General features: G+C 63.4%; 17 protein-coding genes. 8 read left to right on the top strand and 9 right to left on the bottom strand.

Features of this window, described 5'->3' with window-relative positions; genetic code table 11:
- Positions 1-30 precede the first annotated feature (30 nt).
- Positions 31-576, bottom strand: coding sequence for a response regulator (locus REH59_RS01685; RefSeq protein WP_011953277.1), 546 nt, complete (start codon positions 574-576; stop codon positions 31-33).
- 116 nt (positions 577-692) lie between these two features.
- On the opposite strand from REH59_RS01685, the gene REH59_RS01680 reads away from it, so the two are divergent.
- From REH59_RS01680 to REH59_RS01645, 8 genes are all read left to right on the top strand, one after another.
- Positions 693-2,630 carry a putative nucleotidyltransferase substrate binding domain-containing protein gene (locus REH59_RS01680; RefSeq protein ID WP_014755106.1) on the top strand — a complete coding sequence of 646 codons (1,938 nt, stop codon included), beginning with the start codon at positions 693-695 and terminating at the stop codon, positions 2,628-2,630.
- Positions 2,627-3,337 (top strand): PolC-type DNA polymerase III, encoded by a 711-nt coding sequence (locus REH59_RS01675; protein ID WP_014860220.1) that lies wholly within the window; start codon positions 2,627-2,629, stop codon positions 3,335-3,337. The genes REH59_RS01680 and REH59_RS01675 overlap by 4 nt, the downstream gene beginning before the upstream one ends.
- Before the next feature lie 203 nt (positions 3,338-3,540).
- Positions 3,541-4,059, top strand: coding sequence for an RNA polymerase sigma factor (locus REH59_RS01670; protein ID WP_003255629.1), 519 nt, complete (start codon positions 3,541-3,543; stop codon positions 4,057-4,059).
- Positions 4,056-5,012 carry a FecR domain-containing protein gene (locus REH59_RS01665; protein WP_014860221.1) on the top strand — a complete coding sequence of 319 codons (957 nt, stop codon included), beginning with the start codon at positions 4,056-4,058 and terminating at the stop codon, positions 5,010-5,012. Before REH59_RS01670 ends, REH59_RS01665 begins: the two co-directional genes overlap by 4 nt.
- 385 nt (positions 5,013-5,397) lie before the next feature.
- A complete protein-coding gene (locus REH59_RS01660) occupies positions 5,398-7,830 on the top strand; it encodes a TonB-dependent siderophore receptor (protein ID WP_014860430.1) in 2,433 nt (810 codons plus the stop codon).
- Between the two features lie 56 nt (positions 7,831-7,886).
- Positions 7,887-8,999, top strand: a complete 1,113-nt coding sequence (locus tag REH59_RS01655; RefSeq protein WP_014860431.1) for a PepSY-associated TM helix domain-containing protein — start codon at positions 7,887-7,889, stop codon at positions 8,997-8,999.
- A complete protein-coding gene (locus REH59_RS01650) occupies positions 8,996-9,181 on the top strand; it encodes a hypothetical protein (RefSeq protein ID WP_014860432.1) in 186 nt (61 codons plus the stop codon). Before REH59_RS01655 ends, REH59_RS01650 begins: the two co-directional genes overlap by 4 nt.
- Positions 9,182-9,248: 67 nt before the next feature.
- Entirely contained in the window at positions 9,249-12,035 is a 2,787-nt protein-coding gene (locus tag REH59_RS01645) for a dermonecrotic toxin domain-containing protein (RefSeq protein ID WP_014860433.1), read from the top strand.
- 18 nt (positions 12,036-12,053) lie between these two features.
- On the opposite strand, the gene REH59_RS01640 is transcribed toward REH59_RS01645, so the two are convergent.
- From REH59_RS01640 to glnE, 8 genes are all read right to left on the bottom strand, one after another.
- A complete protein-coding gene (locus REH59_RS01640) occupies positions 12,054-13,496 on the bottom strand; it encodes a lipopolysaccharide kinase InaA family protein (protein ID WP_014860434.1) in 1,443 nt (480 codons plus the stop codon).
- The gene (locus tag REH59_RS01635; RefSeq protein ID WP_003255640.1) at positions 13,496-14,248 is read right to left on the bottom strand and encodes a lipopolysaccharide kinase InaA family protein; all 753 of its coding nucleotides are present in this window, start codon (positions 14,246-14,248) and stop codon (positions 13,496-13,498) included. Before REH59_RS01635 ends, REH59_RS01640 begins: the two co-directional genes overlap by 1 nt.
- A complete protein-coding gene (locus tag REH59_RS01630) occupies positions 14,245-14,979 on the bottom strand; it encodes a lipopolysaccharide kinase InaA family protein (protein ID WP_003255642.1) in 735 nt (244 codons plus the stop codon). Before REH59_RS01630 ends, REH59_RS01635 begins: the two co-directional genes overlap by 4 nt.
- Positions 14,979-15,785: a lipopolysaccharide core heptose(I) kinase RfaP gene (gene rfaP / locus REH59_RS01625; RefSeq protein ID WP_003255644.1), complete on the bottom strand. Its 807-nt coding sequence runs from the start codon at positions 15,783-15,785 to the stop codon at positions 14,979-14,981. The genes REH59_RS01630 and rfaP overlap by 1 nt, the downstream gene beginning before the upstream one ends.
- Positions 15,782-16,906, bottom strand: coding sequence for a glycosyltransferase family 4 protein (locus REH59_RS01620; RefSeq protein WP_320450383.1), 1,125 nt, complete (start codon positions 16,904-16,906; stop codon positions 15,782-15,784). Before REH59_RS01620 ends, rfaP begins: the two co-directional genes overlap by 4 nt.
- Positions 16,906-17,964 carry a lipopolysaccharide heptosyltransferase I gene (gene waaC, locus REH59_RS01615; protein ID WP_014860435.1) on the bottom strand — a complete coding sequence of 353 codons (1,059 nt, stop codon included), beginning with the start codon at positions 17,962-17,964 and terminating at the stop codon, positions 16,906-16,908. Before waaC ends, REH59_RS01620 begins: the two co-directional genes overlap by 1 nt.
- Entirely contained in the window at positions 17,965-19,014 is a 1,050-nt protein-coding gene (gene waaF, locus REH59_RS01610; RefSeq protein ID WP_003255649.1) for a lipopolysaccharide heptosyltransferase II, read from the bottom strand.
- A gap of 235 nt (positions 19,015-19,249) precedes the next feature.
- Entirely contained in the window at positions 19,250-22,183 is a 2,934-nt protein-coding gene (gene glnE, locus REH59_RS01605) for a bifunctional [glutamate--ammonia ligase]-adenylyl-L-tyrosine phosphorylase/[glutamate--ammonia-ligase] adenylyltransferase (protein ID WP_003255650.1), read from the bottom strand.
- Positions 22,184-22,473: the final 290 nt, after the last annotated feature.

Raw genomic sequence — 22,473 nt, 5'->3', positions numbered from 1 at the left:
CAGGGGGCCGTTTTGCGGCCCCCTGGCGCATCAACCCATTTTCAGTTCTTTCCTCACCAGCTCCAACAGCTTGCCCAAATCCACCGGTTTGAGCAGGAAGTCCACCACCCCCAGGTGCATCACATCCACTGCTTCTTCCACATCGGTGTCACCCGACACCACAATGATCGACAACGCCGCCCGCTCCGACGCGCGAATTGTCCTGATCAAGTCCAGTCCACTTTCAGGCTGCATGCGCAAATCGGTAATCATCAACCCGATACGCTTCTGGTAGTGCAGGTACAACCTGGCTTCCTCGGCCCCATCCGCCCCCACCGCATCAATGCCCCGGCTTTTCAGGTACAGGATCAGCGCCTCGCGGTTCACCGCGTTGTCATCCACCACCAGCACCAACGGTCTGGCTTCCACAGGCGCACTTTGGTTTATCACGGCCAAGGCCTCGCGCTCGGCGTCGCTCAGGATGTCGGTGTGCTCGGGCATGCTTGTCTCGTCAAAATAATTCCGCTTCAGCATTAGGACCGCATTACTTGCGTAACCCGTTTCGCCTTTCGTCGGGTCTTTGACAAGGGCGCTCATAGACTTACGTCCAATGGGCACCACCCCGCCGCAAGCCGACCATGGAGGCAGAGAACAACATGGCCGGTACCTATATATAGATATATATAGTTCGGCATAGCGATACGGTCAGTTTCATGAGCAAAAAGGACGCCTACAGCCAGGCGGGCAAGACAGCGGTACTGCAAAACATCCAAGGCACATTGCAGTTCCTGCAGCGCTTTCCGCCGTTCAATCAGATGGAGCACAGCCACCTGGCCTTCTTGGTCGAGCAGTGCCAGCTGCGCTTCTACGCCTGCGGTGAAAGCATCGTCAAACCTGCCGACGGGCCGGTCGAGCACTTCTACATCGTCAAGCAGGGCCGCGTGGTTGGCGAGCGCCAGCACCTGGCCAAACCGGGTGTCGAAACCACGTTCGAGATCACCAGCGGCGAGTGCTTCCCGCTGGCAGCCCTGCTGGGTGAGCGGGCAACCCGCACCGAGCACCTGGCCGGGGAAGACACCTTCTGCCTGCAACTGAACAAGGCCGCATTCATCCGCGTGTTCTCGATGTCTGAAGTGTTTCGGGATTTTGCCCTGCGCGGTGTCAGCAGCCTGCTTGATCAGGTCAATCAGCAAGTACGCCAGCGCGCTGTGGAAACCCTCGGCACCCAATACTCGCTGAACACCCCCCTGGGTGAACTGGCCATGCGTCACCCGGTGGTGTGCAGCGCCCATACGCCCCTGCGCGAAGCCGTGCGGCTGATGCACGAGCAACAGGTGGGCAGCATCGTGGTGGTCGACCCGCAGCGCTACCCCATCGGTATCTTCACCTTGCGCGACCTGCGCCAGGTGGTGGCGACAGTAGATGCCGACCTGGGCGCCGCCATCGACCGGCACATGACCGCCAAACCGTTCTACCTCCCACCCCAGGCCAGCGCCTTCGATGCCGCCATGGCCATGACCGAGCGGCATATTGCCCATGTCTGCCTGGTGGAAAACGGACGCCTGTGCGGTGTGGTTTCCGAGCGCGACCTGTTCTCCCTGCAACGGGTCGATCTGGTTCACCTGGCGCGCACCATACGCCATGCGCCACGCCTGGATACGCTGGTTTCGCTGCGCGGCGAAATCAGCCAGCTTGTAGAACGCATGCTGGCCCATGGCGCATCGTCGACGCAGATCACCCAGATCATTACCTTGCTCAACGACCATACCGTGTGCCGGGTCATCGAACTGGCCCTGGCCGAACGTGGCGACCCGGGCGTGCCGTTCAGCTGGCTGTGCTTTGGCAGCGAAGGGCGACGTGAGCAAACCCTGCACACCGACCAGGACAACGGCATCCTCTTCGAAGCAGTCGACAGCGCCGAGGCCGACGCCATCCGCGCTCGCCTGCTGCCGCTGGCGCAATACATCAACCAATGCCTGGCCCAGTGCGGTTTCACCCTGTGCACGGGTAACGTCATGGCCGGCAACCCCGAACTGTGCCTGTCGCGCAGCGAGTGGGCGCGGCGCTTTGCCGGGTTTGTCCGCGAAGCCAGCCCGGAGAACCTGCTGGGCTCGAGCATCTACTTCGACCTGCGTGTGGTGTGGGGCGACGAGCAAGGCTGCGAGCAACTGCGCCAGGGCCTGCTGGCACAGGTAGCCGACAACCGCATCTTCCAGCGCATGATGGCTGACAACGCCCTGCGCCAACGCCCGCCGGTGGGCCGGTTGCGCGAGTTCGTGCTGACACGCCAGGGCAACGACAAGGCGGCGACCCTCGACCTCAAGGTCCAGGGCCTGACGCCCTTCGTGGATGGTGCCCGTTTGCTGGCCCTGGCCAATGGCATAGCAGCCTGCAATACCCTGGAGCGCCTACGCCAACTGGTGGCCAAGGGCGTGATCGAGCCGTTGGACGGCGCCGCCTATGAAGAGGCCTACCACTTCATCCAGCAAACCCGCATGCAGCAGCACCAACGCCAGATTCGCGACAACCTGCCTTACTCCAACCGGCTCGACCCGGACAGCCTCAACCACCTGGACCGGCGCATCCTGCGCGAGTCGCTGCGCCAGGCTCAGCGCCTGCAAAGCAGCCTGGCCTTGCGGTATCAGCTATGAGCCTGTTCGCCTGGCTGCGCCCCAGCGCGCCCGAGCTGGACCACGCCAAGCGCCAGCGCCTGGCCCGGTTGCCCAAGCCCGTGCCGCTGGGGGTATGTACCCTGCGTGAGCAGCGCTGGGTGGTGCTGGACCTGGAAACCAGCGGGCTCAACCCCAACCGTGATCAGGTACTGTCGATTGGGGCGGTGGCCATCGAAGACGGAGCCATCGACTTTGCCCAGCAGTTCGAACGCACACTGCACCGGCCTTTGCAGAAGACCAACGCCAGCGTACTGATCCACGGCTTGGGCCCCAGCGCATTGGCTGCCGGTTGCGACCCGGCCGAGGCCTTGCTGGATTTACTCGATTTCATTGGCAACAGCCCGGTGCTGGCGTTTCACGCGCCATTCGACCAGCGCATGCTGGCCCGTGCGCTGAAAGAGACCCTTGGGCATCGCTTGCAGTCAATGTTCCTCGACGTTGCCGAACTGGCACCGATGCTCAACCCAGACACGGTACTGCGCGAGGCCGGGCTGGATGACTGGGTGGCACGGTTTGGCTTGCAGGTTGAAGAACGCCATCATGCCAGTGCCGATGCCCAGGTGACTGCAGAACTGGCGCTGATCCTGTTCAGCCAGGCCCGGCGCCAGCAGCTGGACAGCCCGCTGCAGCTTGAGCAACGGTTGCGCGGGTGGCGACGGCGCAAGATGCAGAGTCATTGTTTGTAAGGCGTGGGATTTGCAGCGCCGGTGAGATTGAGCGCCGCCCGTGCGGCGCATCGCGAGCAAGCTCGATCCCACCGGCGCCACATAACTCAAACCAAGCCCCATGATGGCAATCCGATAAGCGTCCATTGCACCCACCCCCTCCCCTCTGCAACAATCGAGAATAATTATCGTTAGTTAATGCATTCGTTCCGGGGGGACGCTGCTTGTCTTCTGCACAAAGCCCACACGCCGATCTGGTCGGTGCGCTGTACCGCGACCACCGCGGCTGGCTGCTCGCCTGGCTGCAACGCAGCATGGCCTGCCGCCAACGTGCCGAAGACCTGAGCCAGGACACCTTCGTGCGCCTGCTTGGTCGTGAGCAACTGGAGACACCCCGCGAACCCCGCGCGTTTCTGGCCGCCGTGGCCAAGGGGCTGATGTTCGACCACTTCCGTCGCACCGCGCTGGAACAAGCCTACCTGGCCGAACTGGCATTGATCCCTGAAGCCGAACAGCCCTCGCCAGAAATGCAGCACCTGATCCTTGAAGACCTCAAAGCCATCGACCGCCTGCTCGGCAAGCTGTCGAGCAAGGCTCGCGCGGCGTTTCTGCACAGCCGCCTGGACGGCATGGGCCATGCCGAGATTGCCGAGCGCCTTGGCGTTTCGGTGTCGCGGGTGCGCCAGTACATCGCCCAAGGGATGCGCCAGTGCTATGTAGCCCTGTATGGGGAGCCGACGTGAGCAACGTCCCGGTTTCGTCCCGGGTCCTGGAAGCCGCGATTGCCTGGAAACTCAGCCTCGGCGACAGCAGCAGCACGCCTGATGAGCGCAATGAATTCATGCGCTGGCATGCCGCCAGCGAAGAGCACGCACGTGCCTGGCGCCAGCTCGGCGCCATGGACCAACGCGTTAGCGCGGCGGCTGGCCCGGCACGCCAGGCGCTGCTGCAATCACGCGCCAGCCTGCGGCGACGCATTGGCAAGGTTGGCGGCGGGCTGGCTGGCACGTTTCTTCTCGGCGCGCTGCTGGCATGGGGCGGCGCCCCGTCGCTGGCACCCAGCTACTGGCTGGCCGACCAGCGCACCGCCACGGGAGAGTTGCGTACCTTGCGCCTGGAAGACGGCACACTGCTGAGCCTGAACACCCACACCGCCGTGGACATCGACTACGCCGGCGCGCAACGGGTGATCGTGCTGCACCAAGGCGAAATCTCGGTCGAAACCGGCCACCAGGACTCGCGCCCGCTGCTGATACGCACTGAGGACGGTCGTTTGCGACCACTGGGCACACGCTTCCTGGTGCGCCGCGAAGCCGGCGGTACGCGCCTGGAAGTGCTGCAAGCCTCGGTCGCCGCCATGCCGCATAACAGCGGCGACGAACAGGTGCTGCGCGAAGGCCAGCAGGTGTTGATGAACGCCAACGGCCTCGGCGAGGTTGGCACGGTGCCTGCCGGTGCCGATGCCTGGACCCGCGGCATGCTGGTGGTCGACAACGTACGCCTGGGCGACCTGCTCGCCACACTGGGCCAGTACCGCAGCGGCTACCTCGGGGTGGATGCCAAGGTCGCCGACCTGCGTGTGACCGGCAGCTTCCCGCTGACCAACACCGACCTGGCGCTGGCCTCGCTGGTGCCGGCGTTGCCGGTGAAGATCGAGCGGCATACGCAGTGGTGGGTGAACGTCACGTCCAAATAGGCCGGGCCTGCTGACCAAATTCCACCCGCCGTTCACCGTTGCCGCCACCACCGTATTCGCGGGTAAACCCGCTCCTACCACGGTGGTGGGCACACATCACGGTCGGCGTAGGAGCGGGTTCACCCGCGAAGAGGCCGGGCCTGCTGGCCAATTTCCACCCGCCGTTCACTGTTGCCGCCACCACCGTATTCGCGGGTAAACCCGCTCCTACCACGGTGGTGGACACACATCACGGTCGTCGTAGGAGCGGGTTCACCCGCGAAGAGGCCGGTGCTGGCAAACCCCCTTTTAAATAATTCTCAATATTTTTCAGATTCACCCTGTCACTTTTCAGATCTCGCTCGGCAAGGAAGCAGCAAGCACTTACCCGTCGAGGAACCGCCGCATGTCCCGTGCCGTTGATCATATTCTGCGCCCCAGCCTGATGGCCCTGGCCATCGGCCTGGCTGCCCCGCTGACCAGCCCTGCCTTGTTCGCCGCCGAGCAATCCATGTCGCGCGCCTACAACCTGCCCAGCGCGCCACTGGCCACCACCCTCAACCAGATCGCCAGCCAGGCCGGCATTGCCTTGGCCATCGACCCGGCACTGGTCAGCGGACGCACCTCGACCCCGGTAAGTGGCCAATACGACGGCCTGGGCGCCCTGCAAGCCGCCCTGAGCGGTACCGGCCTGCAGTTGCAGCAGAGCAGTGCGGGCAGCTACAGCCTGGTGGCCGTGCCGGATGGCACACTGGCCTTGCCGGAAACCACCGTGAATGCCACCAGCGCCAGCGAAAGCGCCTGGGGCCCGGTTGAAGGCTACGTGGCCAAGCGCACTGCTGCTGGCACCAAGACTGACACGGCACTTGTGGAGGTCCCCCGCTCCATCTCTGTGGCCACCCGCGAGCAAATGAAAGACCGCGGTGTACACAGCCTGGATGATGCAGTGCGCTATATGCCAGGTATCGTCTCCGCCAGCTTCGGCAGCGATACGCGGTATGACTGGATGCGCGTGCGCGGCTTCGAGCCAACGCAATTTCTGGATGGGCTGCCGCTGCCACGCGGGGTGTATGCCAACCCGAAAGCCGAAACCTGGAACCTCGACCGCCTCGCCCTGCTGCGCGGCCCGGCCTCTTCGATCTACGGCCAGACCCCACCTGGCGGCCTGCTGGACATGGTCAGCCGCCGTCCGCAAGCGGAAAGCGCTCACGAAATCGAGCTTCAATACGGCAGCGACAACCATCGCCAGATCAACTTCGCCAGCACCGGCAAGATCGACGATGAAGGTCGCTTTCTCTATGGCGTCAGTGGCGTTATCCGTGACAGTGGCACCCAGATCGACCACATCGACAACAAGCGCTACAACATTGCCCCAAGCCTGACCTGGAACATTGACGAAGACACGACGCTGACCTTCCTGACCCAGTTCACCCGTGACGATACCGGTGCCACCAGCCAATTCCGGCCCATCCAGGGCACCAAGATCGACATGCCGTTCGGCAAGATCTCGCACCACAAGAACCTGGGTGACCCGGATTACGAGTTCTACGACCGTACTTACTACGCGCTGGGTTACGCCTTCGAACACCGCATCAACGACGTCTGGCAGTTCCGCCAGAACCTGCGCTACACCAAGTCAGACCTGTCGTTCCAGACCATCACCCCTGGCAGTTACTACGAGCCCGGCGGCCCGGTCAAAGACGATGGCACTGTCAGCCGCATGTCCACCAACACCGATGAAGACATCAGCCAGTTCGCGGTGGACAACAACTTCCAGGCGGACTTCGCTACCGGGGACATCAACCACACGCTGTTGATCGGCCTGGACCACCAGCGCATCAACACCAACTACCTGTCGATCTTCGACTTCACCGTGCCGGACAGCAACGTCAACAACCCGGTCTACGGGCTGCCGATCACTCGCCCGGATCGCTCGACCGCGTTTTACGACTACAACCAGAAAACCCGTCAGACCGGCCTGTATGTGCAGGACCAGATGGCGCTTGGTAACTGGCGCCTGACCCTGGGCGGTCGTGAAGACTGGGTGCACACCGGTACCAAGTTCTTCAACCAGGGCGATGCCACCAATACCCAGCGGGACAAGAAGTTCAGCGGCAACGCAGCCATCAGCTACGTGTTCGACTCGGGCTTCGTGCCGTACCTGTCCTATGCCGAGTCGTTCCAGCCGTCCAGCAATGCCAGTGTGTCGGCCTCGGACTCGTTCAAGCCCACCGAAGGCAAACAGTGGGAGCTGGGCGTGAAGTATCAGCCGCCGGGGTCCAACACCCTGTTGTCGGCAGCCGTGTACGACCTGACTCAGAAAAACGTCTCGGTCACCAACACGGTCGGTGGTGTGACCATCACCAGCCAGACCGGTGAAGTGAAAGTCCGCGGCCTTGAGCTGGAAGCGGTTTCCGATGTGACCGACAACCTGAAGGTGATTGCCGCCTACACCCTGGCCAAGTCCGAGGTGCAGGATGGCGATTTCAAAGGTAACCGCCTGCAACTGATGCCTAACCAGCAAGCGTCCATCTGGGGCGACTACACCTGGCACTCAGGCGTACTCGACGGATTCGGCATCGGGCTGGGCGCGCGTTATACCGGTAATACCTACGGCGACCAAGGCAATACCTACCTGGGCAAGGCCAAGGCCTACACCGTCTTCGACGGGTCGGTGCATTACGACCTGGGTCGCCTGAACGGCAGCCTGAAGGGCGCGTCGGTCGCGGTCACCGCCACCAACCTGCTGAACAAGGACTACCTCTCTACTTGTGACGCGTACTACTGCTACTACGGCGATGAGCGCAGCGTTGTCGCCAGCGCCACTTACAAGTTCTGAGTGAGCTGGGGCCGCCTTGCGGCCCCGGGTTCCAACCGACAACAATCGGTACCGTGATGAAGAGCCCCACCATCCGCCGCTGGTCCTTGATCCACACCTGGAGCAGCCTGGTCTGTACCCTGTTTCTGCTGTTGCTGGCAGTCACCGGCCTGCCGCTGATCTTCCACCACGAACTCGAACACCTGCTAGGCGACGCCCCTGAACTGCGTGAAATGCCGGCAGGCACCCCGCACCTCGACCTGCAGCAACTGGTGCTCAAGGCCGAACAACATCGCCCCGGCGAGGTCATGCAGTACTTCGGCTACGATGAAGACGAGCCCAACGGCGTGGTCGCCATTACCGCCGCCACCGCCGGCACCGACCCCAACCTGTCGCACACCTTCATGCTCGATGCACGCACCGGCGAGGCGGTGGCCATGCCGGCCGCCAACGGCGGTTTCATGATGGTGATGCTGCGCCTGCATGTGGACATGTTCGCAGGCCTGCCGGGCAAGCTGCTGCTGGCCTTCATGGGCGTATTGTTCATTGTCGCGATTGTCTCCGGCACCGTGCTCTATGCGCCGTTCATGCGCCGCCTGGAATTCGGCACCGTACGCCACAAGAAGTCCCGCCGCCTGCGCTGGCTCGACCTGCACAACCTGATCGGCGTGGTCACCCTGGCCTGGGCATTGACAGTGAGCGTGACCGGGGTAATCAGTGCCCTGTCCGACCTGGTCATCGCGGCCTGGCGCAACGACAGCCTGGCTGCGATGGTTGCCCCCTACCGCGACGCCCCGCCGCTCGTCGAGCGCGCCCCAGCCACTCGCCTGCTGGACATTGCCGAGCGGGCCGCACCCGGCATGCGCCCGGACTTCATCGCGTTTCCTGGCACGCGTTTCTCCAGCGAGCACCACTATGCGGTGTTCATGAACGGTGCCACCCACCTGAGTTCGCACCTGTTCACGCCAGTACTGATCGATGCTCGCACCCTTGAAGTGACTGCCGTCGGCAACCGTCCCTGGTACATGGATGCCATGGGCCTGTCGCAGCCACTGCATTTCGGCGATTACGGCGGGCGACCGATGCAGATCCTTTGGGCGTTACTGGACGTGCTGACAATCATCGTGCTCGGCAGCGGCCTCTACCTGTGGTGGGGCAAGCAGCGCAAACCCAGGGAGGCACGCGCATGAGCCACAGGTCGCAACCCACTGCGCGCCTCTTCGCCTGGCCAGCGTTGATTGCCCTGCTTGGCTTTCTGGGCCTGTTCGCCGCACTGCTCGGCGACGGTGGCTGGGACGTTCTGGCATGGGCCGGCCTGGGCCTGCCGGCCCTGCTGAGCCTGCGCGGGCTGCTCTGGCGTCGGGGGCGCTAGCCCGCTACCACCCCGCAACCGCAGGTATTGCCAAGCATGGGGTTTTCCTCAACCAAGGAACCGCCCCATGCGCCCCCTCGAACAACTGGAACAGATCGACCGACAAATCGGTGACTTGCTCGACGGCCTTCCGACCCTCGACCTTCAACACCCCATCAACCCCGACACGCGCACCTGGCTGCACGGCGAACTGGCCAGCTTCTGGACCACGGCCGATGAGCAAGGCGAAACCCCCAGACAAAAGCTGCTGGCACTGCGCAAGGCGCTGATGCTGGCCGAGGTTGAACTGCGCCTGGGCGACGAGACCTTGGGCTACCGCTCAGCCGATCAACTATGGGCCTGCCTGCAACAGCCACTACCCTCCCAGCGCAGGCATATGCCCCTGGCCAAAAGGCCACAGGTCTACCGCGTTCTGCTGGAAGGCCTACGGCCCAACTGGCGAAGCTACCTGCCAGGCACACTGATCATCGTTGCCGGTACCGCCGAAGGCCCTATGCTCACGCCTCAGGATGCCGCAGGCGCTGCTTTGCTGTGCAGCCTGTCACAAGGCGTCGAGGCTTTCGACTCCCTGGGCGCACTGCACCAGGAGCTTTGCGAACGCCTGGAAGACCCACTCCAGAGCAGACCGCTGCTGCATCTGTACACTGACACGCAGGCGGACCGCGCTCGCCGGTCACAGCGCCTGCGCTATGACTGGTACGCCGACAGCCTGCTGGAGGCCCAGATCGACAGTGTGATAGAAGCCCAACGCCAACGCCTGAGTGACACCGGCTTGTGGAGCAACGGCTCACCCGACCAGCACACCCGAATACATAAAGCCCTGGCGCTATGGCCCGAAGTCGGCGCCAAACCCATCCTGCAAACACGCTACTCTCAATTGCTTGAGAAGAATCTGCCCAACTGGCTGCGCAATACATCTGCGCAAGGCCTGAGCCATATGATGCAGGCCATGCAAACGCTGGTGGCAATCGCCGAGCAGGCTGCAGCCCCGGGAGTGCTGAGCCTTGACGACTTCAAGCAACGCAATAGCCTGCTGGCCTGGGCCAACGCACGCCTTCGCGAGCGCCTGGGCCATGACCTGGGGTACGACACAGATCCTCGCGAGATCAAGATCGTGGTCGTACGCGCCCGCCGCACGGGCGCCATCATGCATCCCTTCGCCCTCTCATCCTATGTCACCTATGTAGGCATGCGACGCGTGGGCCACGAGATGGTGGAGATGGTCGAGGAAATCAACACCCTCGAAGAGATCGCCCTCAAGAACTTGCCGTGGTTCGATACCGACTACTGGCTGACTGCCCGGGTGATCCATGCCCACGGCAAAGCCATGCCCGCCGGGCTCACGCCGCAGTATGTCAAGCACATGGTCCGGGAACTGAACGTGGGTGACAGCTACGCAAAGTACCTGCACACCCAACTGATCAGTTCCAGAGCGGGCAAATGGCGCCTGACTGCGCACAGCAGGGTCAACCGTGCACGCATGCACGCTGAAGCAGTCAAGGCGCGCTACGCCGGACACTTTGGCGAAGACCCTTTCGAACATGGCTACAACTGGGTGCGCGCAGTGCTGGACCAACCACACAATGCCTTGCGTGCACCGGTAGCCGGCTACCCGGTCACTGTTCGACAGTTGAACATCATGGGCCATACCCTGCAGGGCGTGCTTCTGCTCAACAGCCTCCCCTACAAATCTCCGGCATGCGTGCTGTACACCCCGGATGCCCCAGACCGCAGGGCCTGGCGCCGTTTTCGCACGACCCGCGAACTGCTTCGCACATTGCGCCAACAGCCCACGTTGAGAGCATACGTAGCCCAGCGCCTGCCATTGCTGCCTGCCGCCACGGTGCAGCGGTTGCTGGACAAGGGGCGCCTGAGCACACATTTGACCACGCCCGAGGTCAAAGACGACCTTTTCTTCGACTACTACATGGCCGAGGCCCGGGCGCTGATCGCCCAGGCCGATGCCGACAGCATGACGACCAGCGAAGTGAATGCGGAGTCGGTCATGGCGTTGAGCTGGCGTTTGCTGGATTTCATAAGCCTGCTGCTGCCGAACCGTGCGCTGCTGGTGCTGTCGATCGGCCGCATGGCAATCGATATCTGGGACGGCGCCGAGGCCTTCAAGCAAGAGGATGTCGAAGGGGTGATACGGCATGCCTATCAGGCGCTTAGCCACATCAACGATGCGGGAACCAGTTTTCTGGGTTCCAGAGTGCTGCGCCGATCCCTGCGCGGGATCCCCAAACAACCGCCACTGCCGCTGCCCGCACGCCTCCAGGTACAACCGGGCAGCAGCAGCCTGCGCTATCGCATAGACGGTATCTACGGTGAAGGTGTCTACGAGCAAAGCTCGGCGTTTGGTGGGCAATCGCTGTACTTCGTCAAGGACAACGACAACCGCTATTACCGGGTCAGCTTCGACGGCTACCGCTGGCGAGCCATCGACCCTGACCAGCCAGATGCCTATCTGCAGCAACCGCTCAAGCGCAAAGCCGACGGGCAGTGGGTCATCGACTCACCGGTGCTCTGGTACGACGGGCTGCCCGACCTGACACAATTACTGCAGGACTGCTATCTGCAAACGCCTGTGGACGGCCTGCCGGTAAACATCGAACAAGGGCTTTTTCAAGCTGACGATCAGCTGTACCTGGCGCTCAAGGACGGGCAGTTGCCTGTGCGCCGCCACTTGCTGCCGGATCATTACCACTTGCAGCTTGCCATCGCCAGCAACGCCGGCGTGGTGCCGTGGGCGGTGCTGCGCCACGAAAACGGCCAGTGGCTGATACGCGTTCGTCAGGCAGGGCGCAGCAGTGACTGGCTGACGTTGCCAGATCAACCACCGCCGGCCCACTGACAGCCGGAACCGGCGGCCTCAGTCGACCAGTTTTGGCAACAGCCGGTCCAGCCGCTGATGCAAGGCACTGCCATTGGGCCAGTTGCGCAGCAGCCGCGCCCGGTCACGGGCATAGGCCGGGGCGAAGCTGAGCTGGGTGGTGTGCTGGCACATGGCATCGAGGTCGATCAGCGACCACTGGCCGTTGTGCCAGAACAGGTTATGGCCTTTGAAGTCGCCGTGGCTGATGCGCTCGCGAATCAGCTGCTGCATCACGTGCACCAAAGCATCCACCTGCTCCTCGGGCGCATCGCCGCTTTCAACGTAGGGCGCGAAGCATGCCGTCAGGTCCGGGCCGTCGACATACTCGGTGACCAGGTAAGCACGGCTGCGCAGGCCCAGCACCCGCTGCTCCAGCACCGCGAGAGGGCGTGGCGTGGCGATGTCGAGGAATTCCAGGCGGTGACCTTCAATCCAGGAGTGCCAGGCCCGGCTCGGGCGCCAGAAGCGCTTGAACCAATGTGCGGTGTTCTTGATGTTGTAGCGCTTGATCACCAACGGGCGACCATTGACCTCGATGCGCGCCACGCTGGCAGCGCCACCGGTCTTGTACAAATGGCCCTTGTCGATCAGCGCATCGGCCTGCTCCAGTACAGGCTGCATGGCCTGGACCTCACTGCGGCGGATCGCCTGCAAGCCCGAGAGGGTGCGCTGGACGCTGAACAGGCTGCACTCGCGGCCAGCCTTGTCCAGATAGTCCTTCTGCCGCCAGTGGCGCACCTTGTCCACCTGTTTCTGCAGGGCTTCCAGCGGCAACGCATGCTCGGCATTGGCCAGCAGGTAATGCACCAGCAGCTCTTCGATGAACGGCTCCAGGCGCTTGGGCAACTGGGCGAAAAACACCCCGAGGTTTTCCAGCACCCGTGGTCGCGACAACTGCTGACCGGGTGTTTCCGCCCTGATGCCCGCACCGTCGATCAGGTACAGCTTGCCGGCATGGCGCAGCAGGTTGTCCAGGTGCAGGTCTTCCTGCCAAAGGCCTTGGGCGTGCATGTGCGCCACAGCCGTGAGCGCTTCGCCCAGTACCAGGTGCTGCTCGTCCGCCAGCACTGGCAGGTTTGCCACTGCGGCCCAGGCATCGGCCAGGCTTTGGGCACCGTCAAGGAACTCGAACAGCAGCCAGCCGCCCTCGCCTTCCTTGAGGCCGTCGGCCAGTAGCGTCGGTGTGGTCAGGCCTTGTTCGGCCAGCAACTTCACACCCTGCAGTTCGCGCTGGAAATGCCGCGCGGCGTTACCACCGACCAGCAGCTTCGCCAGCACCGGTGTGCCACGCCAGACACCAGCGCCCACATAACGCTGGCCCGGCAGCACACGCAGCAGGGTGAGCAGTTGCAAGTCGGCACTGCCGGCGGCATCAACCAACGTGATACTCAGGGGCAGCGTCGGGCTGCGCCCGGCATCCTTCAGTTCAGACAAACGCATCAGCGAGCCTCTTTTTCACGACGGCGTTGCGTCAGCCGTTGCAGCCAGGTGTCGACCAGCGCGCCGTCAGCCGGCTGCCCCAGGTAGGTCGCCAGCAAAGTACGTACATCCTGCACGCGCCAGGCCTGCGCGCGGCGCAGCAGCGGCTCCAGGTCCTTGAGGCGGTCACGCATGCCGAACAGCAGCGGCCGGGTCTTTTCCAGGTCGATCAATTGCGCGTCCCAACCCTCGCGGCGTTGACGCAGGAAAATGTGCTTGGGGTAGAAGCAGCCATGCACCTGGCCGGCGCTGTGCAGGGTGCGCGCCAGCTGACCGCAGGCCTGCAGGATGCCAGTGCGCTCGGCTTCACCCAACCGCGGCCACTGCGCCAGCAGGCTGTCGAGGTCGGCCCACTCGTCCAGAGCGCGGGTCATCAGGATAGCCCGGTGCTTGCCGCCCTGCTTGCGCTCGCCGTAGAACACCGCCTGCAATGCCGGAATGCGCAGCTTCTGGTAGCGACTGATGTTGCGGAATTCGCGGGCGAAGGTGGGCTCGCCGAACGGCCGGTGCAAGGTACGGGTCAAGTAGTCGCTCTGGCGCTTGAGGTAGTAGCCCTTGCCTTCGAGTTCCAGACGGAAGACGCTGCTCCAGCCACCACGGCCGGTGTTGGGTTCGTCCACAGCATCAAGTTGCAGCGCCCACAGCGCCTCGAAGTTGTCCAGGCCATGGCGCTTGAGCAGCGCGAGGTCCGCGCTGGCCAGGTAATCGGTCATTCCCTTCCCTCGAAAAAGCCCAGTACCCGATGAATGCGCTTTTTGTCACGCACATTCAGCCGGTCGCGGCCACGGTATTGCAGGTAGAAGCGCAGGCGCTGGGTAGCTGACAGGTGGTATTTGGCCACTTTGTCCAGGCATGCCAGGTCCTTGATCATCCGGTGGCGCCACATGAAACCGCGCCAGAAGTCGCCGGTGGGGCAGTCGATGAAGAATAGCGTGCCTTGGTCATCGACCAGCAGGTTGCGCCACTTCAGGTCGTTATGGGCAAAGCGGTGTTGGTGCATGACCCGGGTATGGCGCGCCAGTTGACGGCTGACATGGTCGACCCAGCTGCGGTCGGCCAAGCGCGCATCGTTGTTATCGGCCAGGGCCGACAGGTCTTCGGTGTGCGGCAGCTCACGGGTGATCATAGCGCCACGGCCAAAGGCCAGGCCGTTGCGCTCCAGGCCCCAGGCCACGACTTCGGCAGTGGGAATACCCCATTTGGCGAACTGCTTGAGGTTTTGCCATTCGGCCTTGATGCGTGGCCGCCCCAGGTACCGGCGCATGTGCTTGCCGGCCCCGGTGTAGCGCTTGACGTAGTAGTTGATCCCGTCACGCTCGATGCGTACCACCTCACTGAGCGGGTCGCGGGTCAGCCGTTCGCCCTGGAGGGCGAACACCGCGTCGAGGCTGCCGAAGTCCGCCGCCAGGTGTTCGTACCCCGGCGCCAGTGTCCAACTCGCCATCAGAGTGCGTCCCCATAGCGTTGCTTGCGATCGTAGAGTTTCTGGGCCTTGCGCTCCAACCAGGCGAGCAGCGCGGCTTCGTCCTTCAGCACCTGCCGCAGCGGACGCTGGAAGTAACCGCGCAGGAAGCGCAGCTTGTCGCGTTGGGTCAGGCCAATGTCCAGGGCCGAAAAGTACAGCGCAGCCAGGTCTTTGTCGCGCCAGCGGCGGCTGATTCTGGCACGGGTTTGCGCGCGGTGCAGGTCGATCACCGACAGTTTGAAGTCATCCGCCGTCACCGGTCGGTCGGTGTGCAGCAGGAAATGGCAGATGTAGCAATCGCGGTGGTTGACCCCGGCGCGGTGCATCCCGCCAGTCATCTTCGCCACCTCGGCGATAAGTGCACGCTTCAGGCGCGGCTCAGGCGGCTGTTTGACCCAGTCGATGCTGAAGTCTTCCAGGCTGATGGTCGGCGCCAGCTCTTCAGTGATGATGAACGAGTGCTGCGCGGCCGGGTTGCTGCCACGCTCGCCATAGGCGACTGCGGTCATGGTGGGCACACCCACCTCATGCAGGCGCTGGATGGCCTTCCACTCCTGGCCGGCACCGAGCACCGGCAGCTTGGCGGTGAACAGGTTCTTGAAGATCTCGCCCCAGCCGATGCCACGGTGGATCTTGACGAAAAAGCCCTCGCCAGCCACTTCGGTGCGCAGCGTGCGGCGCCCTTCCAGCTCGCGATAGACCTCGCCTTGCAGCGCCTCCACGGCGTCGAAGGCATCACGCCCGGCCCACAGGCGTTTGAAGGGTTCGGCCAATATCAGCTTCATGCGGTTTTTTGCCCCAGGATCACGTCGGCAGCATGCTGCGGCATGCTGTACAGATCGGCGCTATCAGCAAATGCCAGGCCATTGCGCGACCAGCTGGCACGCGCCTGCGGGTCTTCGAGCATGCGCTGCAGATAGCCGTTGAGCTGATCTTGTTCGAACGGCTCGTCCAGCACCAGGCCGCTGTCGGCCTCGGCAATGTAGTGGGCATAACCGCACACCTTGGACACCAGCACCGGCAAGCCGGCGACCAACGCTTCGAGCAGCACCGTACCGGTATTCTCGTTGTACGCCGGGTGAATCAGCAGGTCGGCGCCCAGCAGGAAGCGCGGGATATCGCTGCGGCCCTTGAGGAACTGCACCTGGTCGCCCAGGCCCAGGGTAGCGCTTTGCAGCTGGAATACCTTGGGGTCGTCCTGGCCGATCACCATCAGCCTGGTGCGTTTGCGCAGGGCCGACGGCAGCGCGGCCAGTGCCTTGAGGCTGCGGTCCACGCCTTTGGTCTTGAAGCCTGAGCCAATCTGCACCAGCAGCAGGTCGTCATCCCCAAGATTGAATTCCTTGCGGAACTCGGCGCGGATCTCGGCGGCATTGGCCGGCGCACGGCGATCCTGGGAAATACCTGGCGGCAGCAGGTGGAAGCGTTCTACCGGGGTGCCGTAATGCTTGATGAACAGCGGCTGCTGCACTTCGGAAATCATCAGCACTTCGGTATGGGCGTCCTTGGCAAACACCGCACGCTCGTACTCGGCAAAGTGCCGGTAGCGGCCCCAGCGGCGGTACAGGCCACCGCGCAGGGTCTGCGCCTTGTCCTCGAAGCAGCCGTCGGCGGCGTAGTACACGTCCAGCCCCGGCATCTTGTTGAAGCCGATCAGGCGGTCGACCGGGCGCTTGGCCAGGTCGGCGGCCATCCAGGCGCTGAGCTTCTCGTTGCGGCGGTGGTTGAAGATCGCCTTCACCGGCGCCACCAGCACTTCGAAGCCCGGCGGAATGTCACCCTCCCAGATCAGCGTATACATACGGATCTGGTGGCCCCGCTTCTGGCATTCCAGGGCAATGCGCATGAAATCGCGCTGCAGCCCGCCGAAGGGGAAATATTTGTAAAGCACGAAAGCCAGTTGCATCAACGGACATCCTCAGCCAGCAGCAACGCGCTCAAGCGGCTCGCCACATGCTCGGGATTCAGGCGAGTGAAGCACAGTGGCCACTCGCGTTTCAGATCGAACCGGGCCAGGTCATCGGCGCTCGGTTTGTAGGTGCACTTCTTCTGCAGGCAGGGAGCGCAAGGCCAGTCACTGGCCTGGTGAATCTGGGTCCGTCCGTAGGCGCCAGTCAGGCCCGGGTTGGTTGGGCCAAACAGCGAAAGGGTGGGCACATCGAGTGCCGCCGCCAGGTGGCCAAGGCCGGTATCGACCGCCACGCAGGCCTTTGCCGCCGCCAGAACACGAGCGACGCCGGCAAGGTTCAATTTGGGGAGCACCTGGCAGTTGTTCAAGCCTTGGGCAATTCGCTCGGCCCGCGCCTTCTCAGCCGGATTACCCCAAGGCAGGCGCACTTCCAGCTTGCGCCGGCCCATGCGCTCGGCCAGTTCGCGCCAGTAGGCTTCGGGCCAATGCTTGGTCGCCCAGGTGGTGCCATGCAGGAACACCACATAGGGCGCAGCCGGGGGCAGTTGCAGGCGGTCGAGGTCCAGGCCGTAGTTGCCGATGCCTTCTGGCAGGTCATAGGCCAGGGCCATGGCAAACAGTTGGCGTACCCGCTCCACCGCGTGCTGGCCGGTAGCGACCGACAGAGGCCGGTCGTAGAAGCGGCTGGCCCAGCCTTCGCGCGCCGAGTAGCGGTCCAGGCCGGCTACGGGTGCCTTCACGTAACGGGTCAACCAGGCCGACTTGACCAGGCCCTGGGCGTCGATCACAAGGTCGTACCTGCGCTCGCGCACGCGCTGCTTGAACGCCTTCCACTCGCCACTCTTGATGGTTTGCCAAAGGTTCTTGCGCCAGCGACGGATCGCCACCGGGATGACCTGGTCGACCGCGGGGTGCCAACTGGGGATTTCGGCGAAGCCTTCTTCCACCACCCAATCGAAACGGATGCCGGGAATGGCATGGGCGGCATCGGTAAGCGCCGGCAGGGTGTGGATGACATCCCCCAGCGACGAGGTCTTGATGATCAGTACCCGCACTTAGTCGACCTCGGCCACGGTATCGATCAGGTCCGGTCCGCTGAGGCTGTGCAGGGCGGCAATCACTTTGCCCGGTTCCAGCAGACGCAGGCAATTGTAATGGCCGAAGCGACAGGTGCGGTCAAAGCACGGGCTGCACTCGATACCGGTGCGCACCACTTCCACCTGTTCGGCCAGCGGTGGGGTGAAGCCGGGTGAAGTCGAGCCGTACACCGCCACCAACGGACGGTTCAGCGCAGCGGCCACGTGCATCAGGCCGGAATCGTTGGACACCACGGCATGGGCGCAGGACATCAGGTCGATGGCCTCGGCCAGCGAGGTCTCACCGGCCAGGTTGGACGACTCTTCACGGAACCCCGGAATCAGCCGGTCGCGGATCTGCTCACCGACCGGGTGATCGTTCTTCGAGCCGAACAGCCACACTTGCCAGCCTTGGCGAATCATCGCATCGGCCACAGCGGCATAGTGCTCTGCCGGCCAGCGCTTGGCTTCGCCAAACTCGGCGCCAGGGCACAGCGCCAGTACCGGACGGTCCAGTTCCAGGCCGAACTTGGCCAGGGCGGCGTCACGGCTTTGCGCTTCGATCTGCAGGTTGGGGCGCGGGTATGGCTGCGGCAGCTCGGCGCCGGGTGCGTAAGCCAGGGCCATGAAGCGCTCGATCATCAGCGGATAGCGGGCCTTGTCCAGCTTGCGCACATCGTTCAGCAGGCCGAAGCGCATTTCACCGCGCCAGCCGGTGCGTTTGGGAATGCCGGCAAAAAAGGGCACCAGCGCCGACTTGAGCGAGTTGGGCAGCAGGATAGCCTGGTCGTACTGGCCGGCCAGGGACTTGCCGATGCGCCGACGTGTGGCCAGCTCCAGCGCGCCGTGACCGAGCGGGAAGCTCAAGGCCTGACGCACTTCAGGCATGCGTTCGAGGATCGGCCGGCTCCATTCAGGGGCCAGCACGTCGATCACGCAGTCGGGGTGCTGCTGTTTCAGGCACTGGAACAGGGTCTGCGCCATCACCATGTCGCCGACCCAGCTGGGGCCAATGATCAGTATTCTCATGCTTAGTCCAGAAACGCTCGGGGAGGCTACAGACTGCGGTACAGCCTGGCCTCCCCTCTTTATATTCAGGCTATGTGGCCGACAGTGTAACACCGGTGGTGAGGCATGAGCCTTTGGGGCTGCTTTGCAGCCCTTTCGCGACACAAGGCCGCTCCCACAAAAGGTACTGCATACGCCGGCCAATGGTGTGAGCGGCCTTGTGTCGCGAAAGGGCCGCACAGCGGCCCCAACAATCTCAAGTCAGCCCCAGTTCACCCCAGATCCGCCGCACTTCACGGCGTTCATCGGCAAACTGTGCCGCATCGATCACCCCGGCCTGCTTCTGCAGGGCCTGGCGGTGGGAGGCCGAGCGGAACGCCTTGTACACTTCACGCAACAGCACCGCGTCACTGGCCGGCATCAAGTTCGCCTGCTCCAGCTCTTCCAGAATGCGGATGTTATCGGTCCATCGAAGTATGGCCGGATGGTCATGGGACCAGGCCAAAGCGGCGTATTGCACCATAAATTCGATATCGACGATACCGCCGGCATCCTGCTTGATATCGAAGGGTACACCGGCGTCGAAGGCGTTCGCCGCGGTACCGGCTGCCGTAGCCTTGGTACCGAGATTGTCACGCATCTTGGCGCGCATTTCACTCACCTCACCGCGCAGCTTTTCCAGGTCGCGGGCCTGGCCCAGTACCTTGGCGCGCACACCTTCGAATGCCGCACCCACCTGCTTGCAACCCACCAGCACACGGGCCCGCACCAGCGCCTGGTGCTCCCAGGTCCAGGCTTCGTTCTGCTGGTAGCGCTCGAAGGCGCCCAGCGAGCTGACCAGCAGGCCCGAGGCGCCGGACGGGCGCAGGCGCATATCCACGTCGTACAGTTGGCCCGAGTTGGTCTGGGTGGTCAGCAAGTGGATGATGCGCTGCCCCAGACGCGTGAAGAACTGCGCGCTGTCGATAGGCTTCGCACCGTCGGTTTCCGCCTGCGGATCGCCATCATGGATGAAGACCAGGTCCAGGTCCGAACCGTGGCCGAGCTCCAGGCCGCCCATCTTGCCGTAACCGATGATGATGAAACCCGGGTCGCACAGGCTGCCGTCGCTGCGCTTGGGTTGGCCGTGGCGGGCCACGGTCTGGCGCCAGGCCAAGGCCAACACCTGGTCGAGGATGGCTTCCGCCAGCCAGGTCAGGTAGTCGCTGACTTTCATCAACGGCAGGTTGCCGCTGATTTCCGAGGCGGCCACGCGCAGGCTGTGGGCCAGCTTGAAATGGCGCAGCGCCTCCATCTGCTGCTCCAGGTCGTCCTCGGGGATGCGCGTCAGGCGCTCGCGCAGCTCGCTGGCCAGTTCTGGCGCCAAGGGCGGGCTGAACAAGCGGCCCTCATTGAGCAGTTCGTCGAGCAGCAGCGGGTAAAGGGCAATCTGCTCGGCAATCCACGGGCTGGCGGCGCACAGCGTCAGCAAACGGCGCAAGGCACCGGGGTTTTCGGTCAGCAGTACCAGGTAGGCAGAACGCCTTGCCACAGCCTCGACCAATGGCAACACCCGCTCAAGCACCAGGTCGGGGTTGTCATGCTCCACCGCCTGGGCAAGCAGCCGTGGGATGAATGCGTCAAGTCGCTCACGGCCGATGCGCTGCATCGAGCGCAACTGCGGGCTGGAGCGCAGCCCGGCCAGGCGCCTCAAGGCTTCGGCGGGTTGCTTGAAGCCAGCCTCTTGCAATTGCCGGCCAGCGGCTTCTTCATCCTGCGCCTGCTCCCACAACGGCGACCACTCACCACCCACCACCAGTTCGCCTTCGCCGTCTTCATCATCCGGGTCGGCAATGACCTGGCGGAAATGCCAGTCGATACGGCCTCGCCAGTACATCAGCTGGTCGTGGAAGCTCTGCCAATCGGCAAAACCGAGCACATAGGCCACGCGAGCCTGATCGGTCTCACCTTCCGGCAACATTTGCGTCTGGCGGTCGGCAATGGCCTGGATGGCGTGCTCGGTGTAGCGCAGGAACTCATAGCCCTCGCGCAACTCGGCCACCACTGCTGGCGGCAGGTAGCCTTGGCCTTCCAGGGTGGCCAGCACCTTGAGCAACGGCCGCTGCTGCAGGCTGAGGTCACGCCCGCCGTGGATCAGCTGGAAAGCCTGGGCAATGAACTCCACTTCGCGAATACCACCGGCACCCAGCTTGATGTTCTCGGCCATGCCCTTGCGCCGCACTTCCTGCTGGATCAGCTGCTTCATGGTGCGCAGCGCTTCGATTGCGGAAAAGTCCAGGTAGCGGCGGTACACGAACGGGCGCAGCATCTCCTGCAGCTGCGCGCCGGCCGCCTGGTCGCCGGCCACCACCCGCGCCTTGATCATCGCGTAACGTTCCCAGTCACGGCCCTGGTCCTGGTAGTACTGCTCCAGTGCATTGAAGCTGAGCACCAGGGCACCCGCCGAACCATAGGGACGCAGGCGCATGTCAACGCGGAATACAAAGCCGTCGACGGTAACCGGGTCCAGCGCCTTGATCAGCCTTTGGCCCAGGCGCGTGAAGAACTCCTGGTTATCCAGCGAGCGCTTCACCCCTTCGGTTTCACCGCCCTCGGGGAAACCGAAGATCAGGTCGATGTCCGACGACAGGTTAAGCTCTACCGCTCCCAGCTTGCCCATGCCCAGCACCACCATGTGCTGCGGCTGGCCGCTGCGGTTGCCGATGGGCGTCCCGAATTGCTGGCAATGGCGCGGGTACAGCCATTGGTAGGCTTCGTCGATGGCCGCATCGGCAAGGTCCGACAGGTCGCGGCAGGTTTCGCCAAGTTCCGCCTGACGGGTAATGTCGCGCCAGATAATGCGCAACTGCTGGCGGTTGCGCGCGCGGCGCAGATTGCGCGCCAGCTCGTCCTCGCTCTGTGCCGCCTGGGCAGTTGCGGCGATTTGCCCGCGCAGCTCACCCGGGGCGTAACGCCGCTCCAGCTCGCCGCTGGCCAGCAGGGCGAACAGCATGGCGGGCTCCCGCTGGGCCAGGCTGAGCACGAACTCGCTGGCAGCAGCCACCTGGTCGAACTGCTGCCGGTGCAGCGGGCTCCAGGCCTGCAGGTCGAGTTCGGGGTGGCCGGCCACGGCATCGCTGATGAACTGCTGGTTGCGAGTGACCAGCGGCTGCAAGGTGGCAGGCAGATCGGAGGGCAAAGGTAGGCGCATGGTCTATCCTTGATCGGCGTGAAATAGAGGGGAAAAAGCGGCCAAGGGGAAGCCGGACCACGGTTGGACTGTCGTACAAAAGTTGGAAATAGCTGAAAAAAACGAAAACTTGGCAACAAACATCAAGAACCACCCGTTCGCGACACAATGCCAACCAACATGAACGTTTTTCCTCACAAGCCAAGGTGCGACCAAACGTCGCACAAATGTAGTTTTACTACTACTCGTGTCGTGTAAAAGCATGAAATGCGAAAGCAAATGTAGTAAAACTACAACGCGCCGGAAGACAC

Source organism: Pseudomonas sp. BO3-4, assembly GCF_034044115.1.
In the GTDB taxonomy this organism is placed as follows: Bacteria; Pseudomonadota; Gammaproteobacteria; order Pseudomonadales; family Pseudomonadaceae; genus Aquipseudomonas; species Aquipseudomonas alloputida.
The sequence above is the reverse complement of the archived record's forward strand: the minus strand, read 5'-3'. Positions and strand labels throughout refer to the sequence as shown.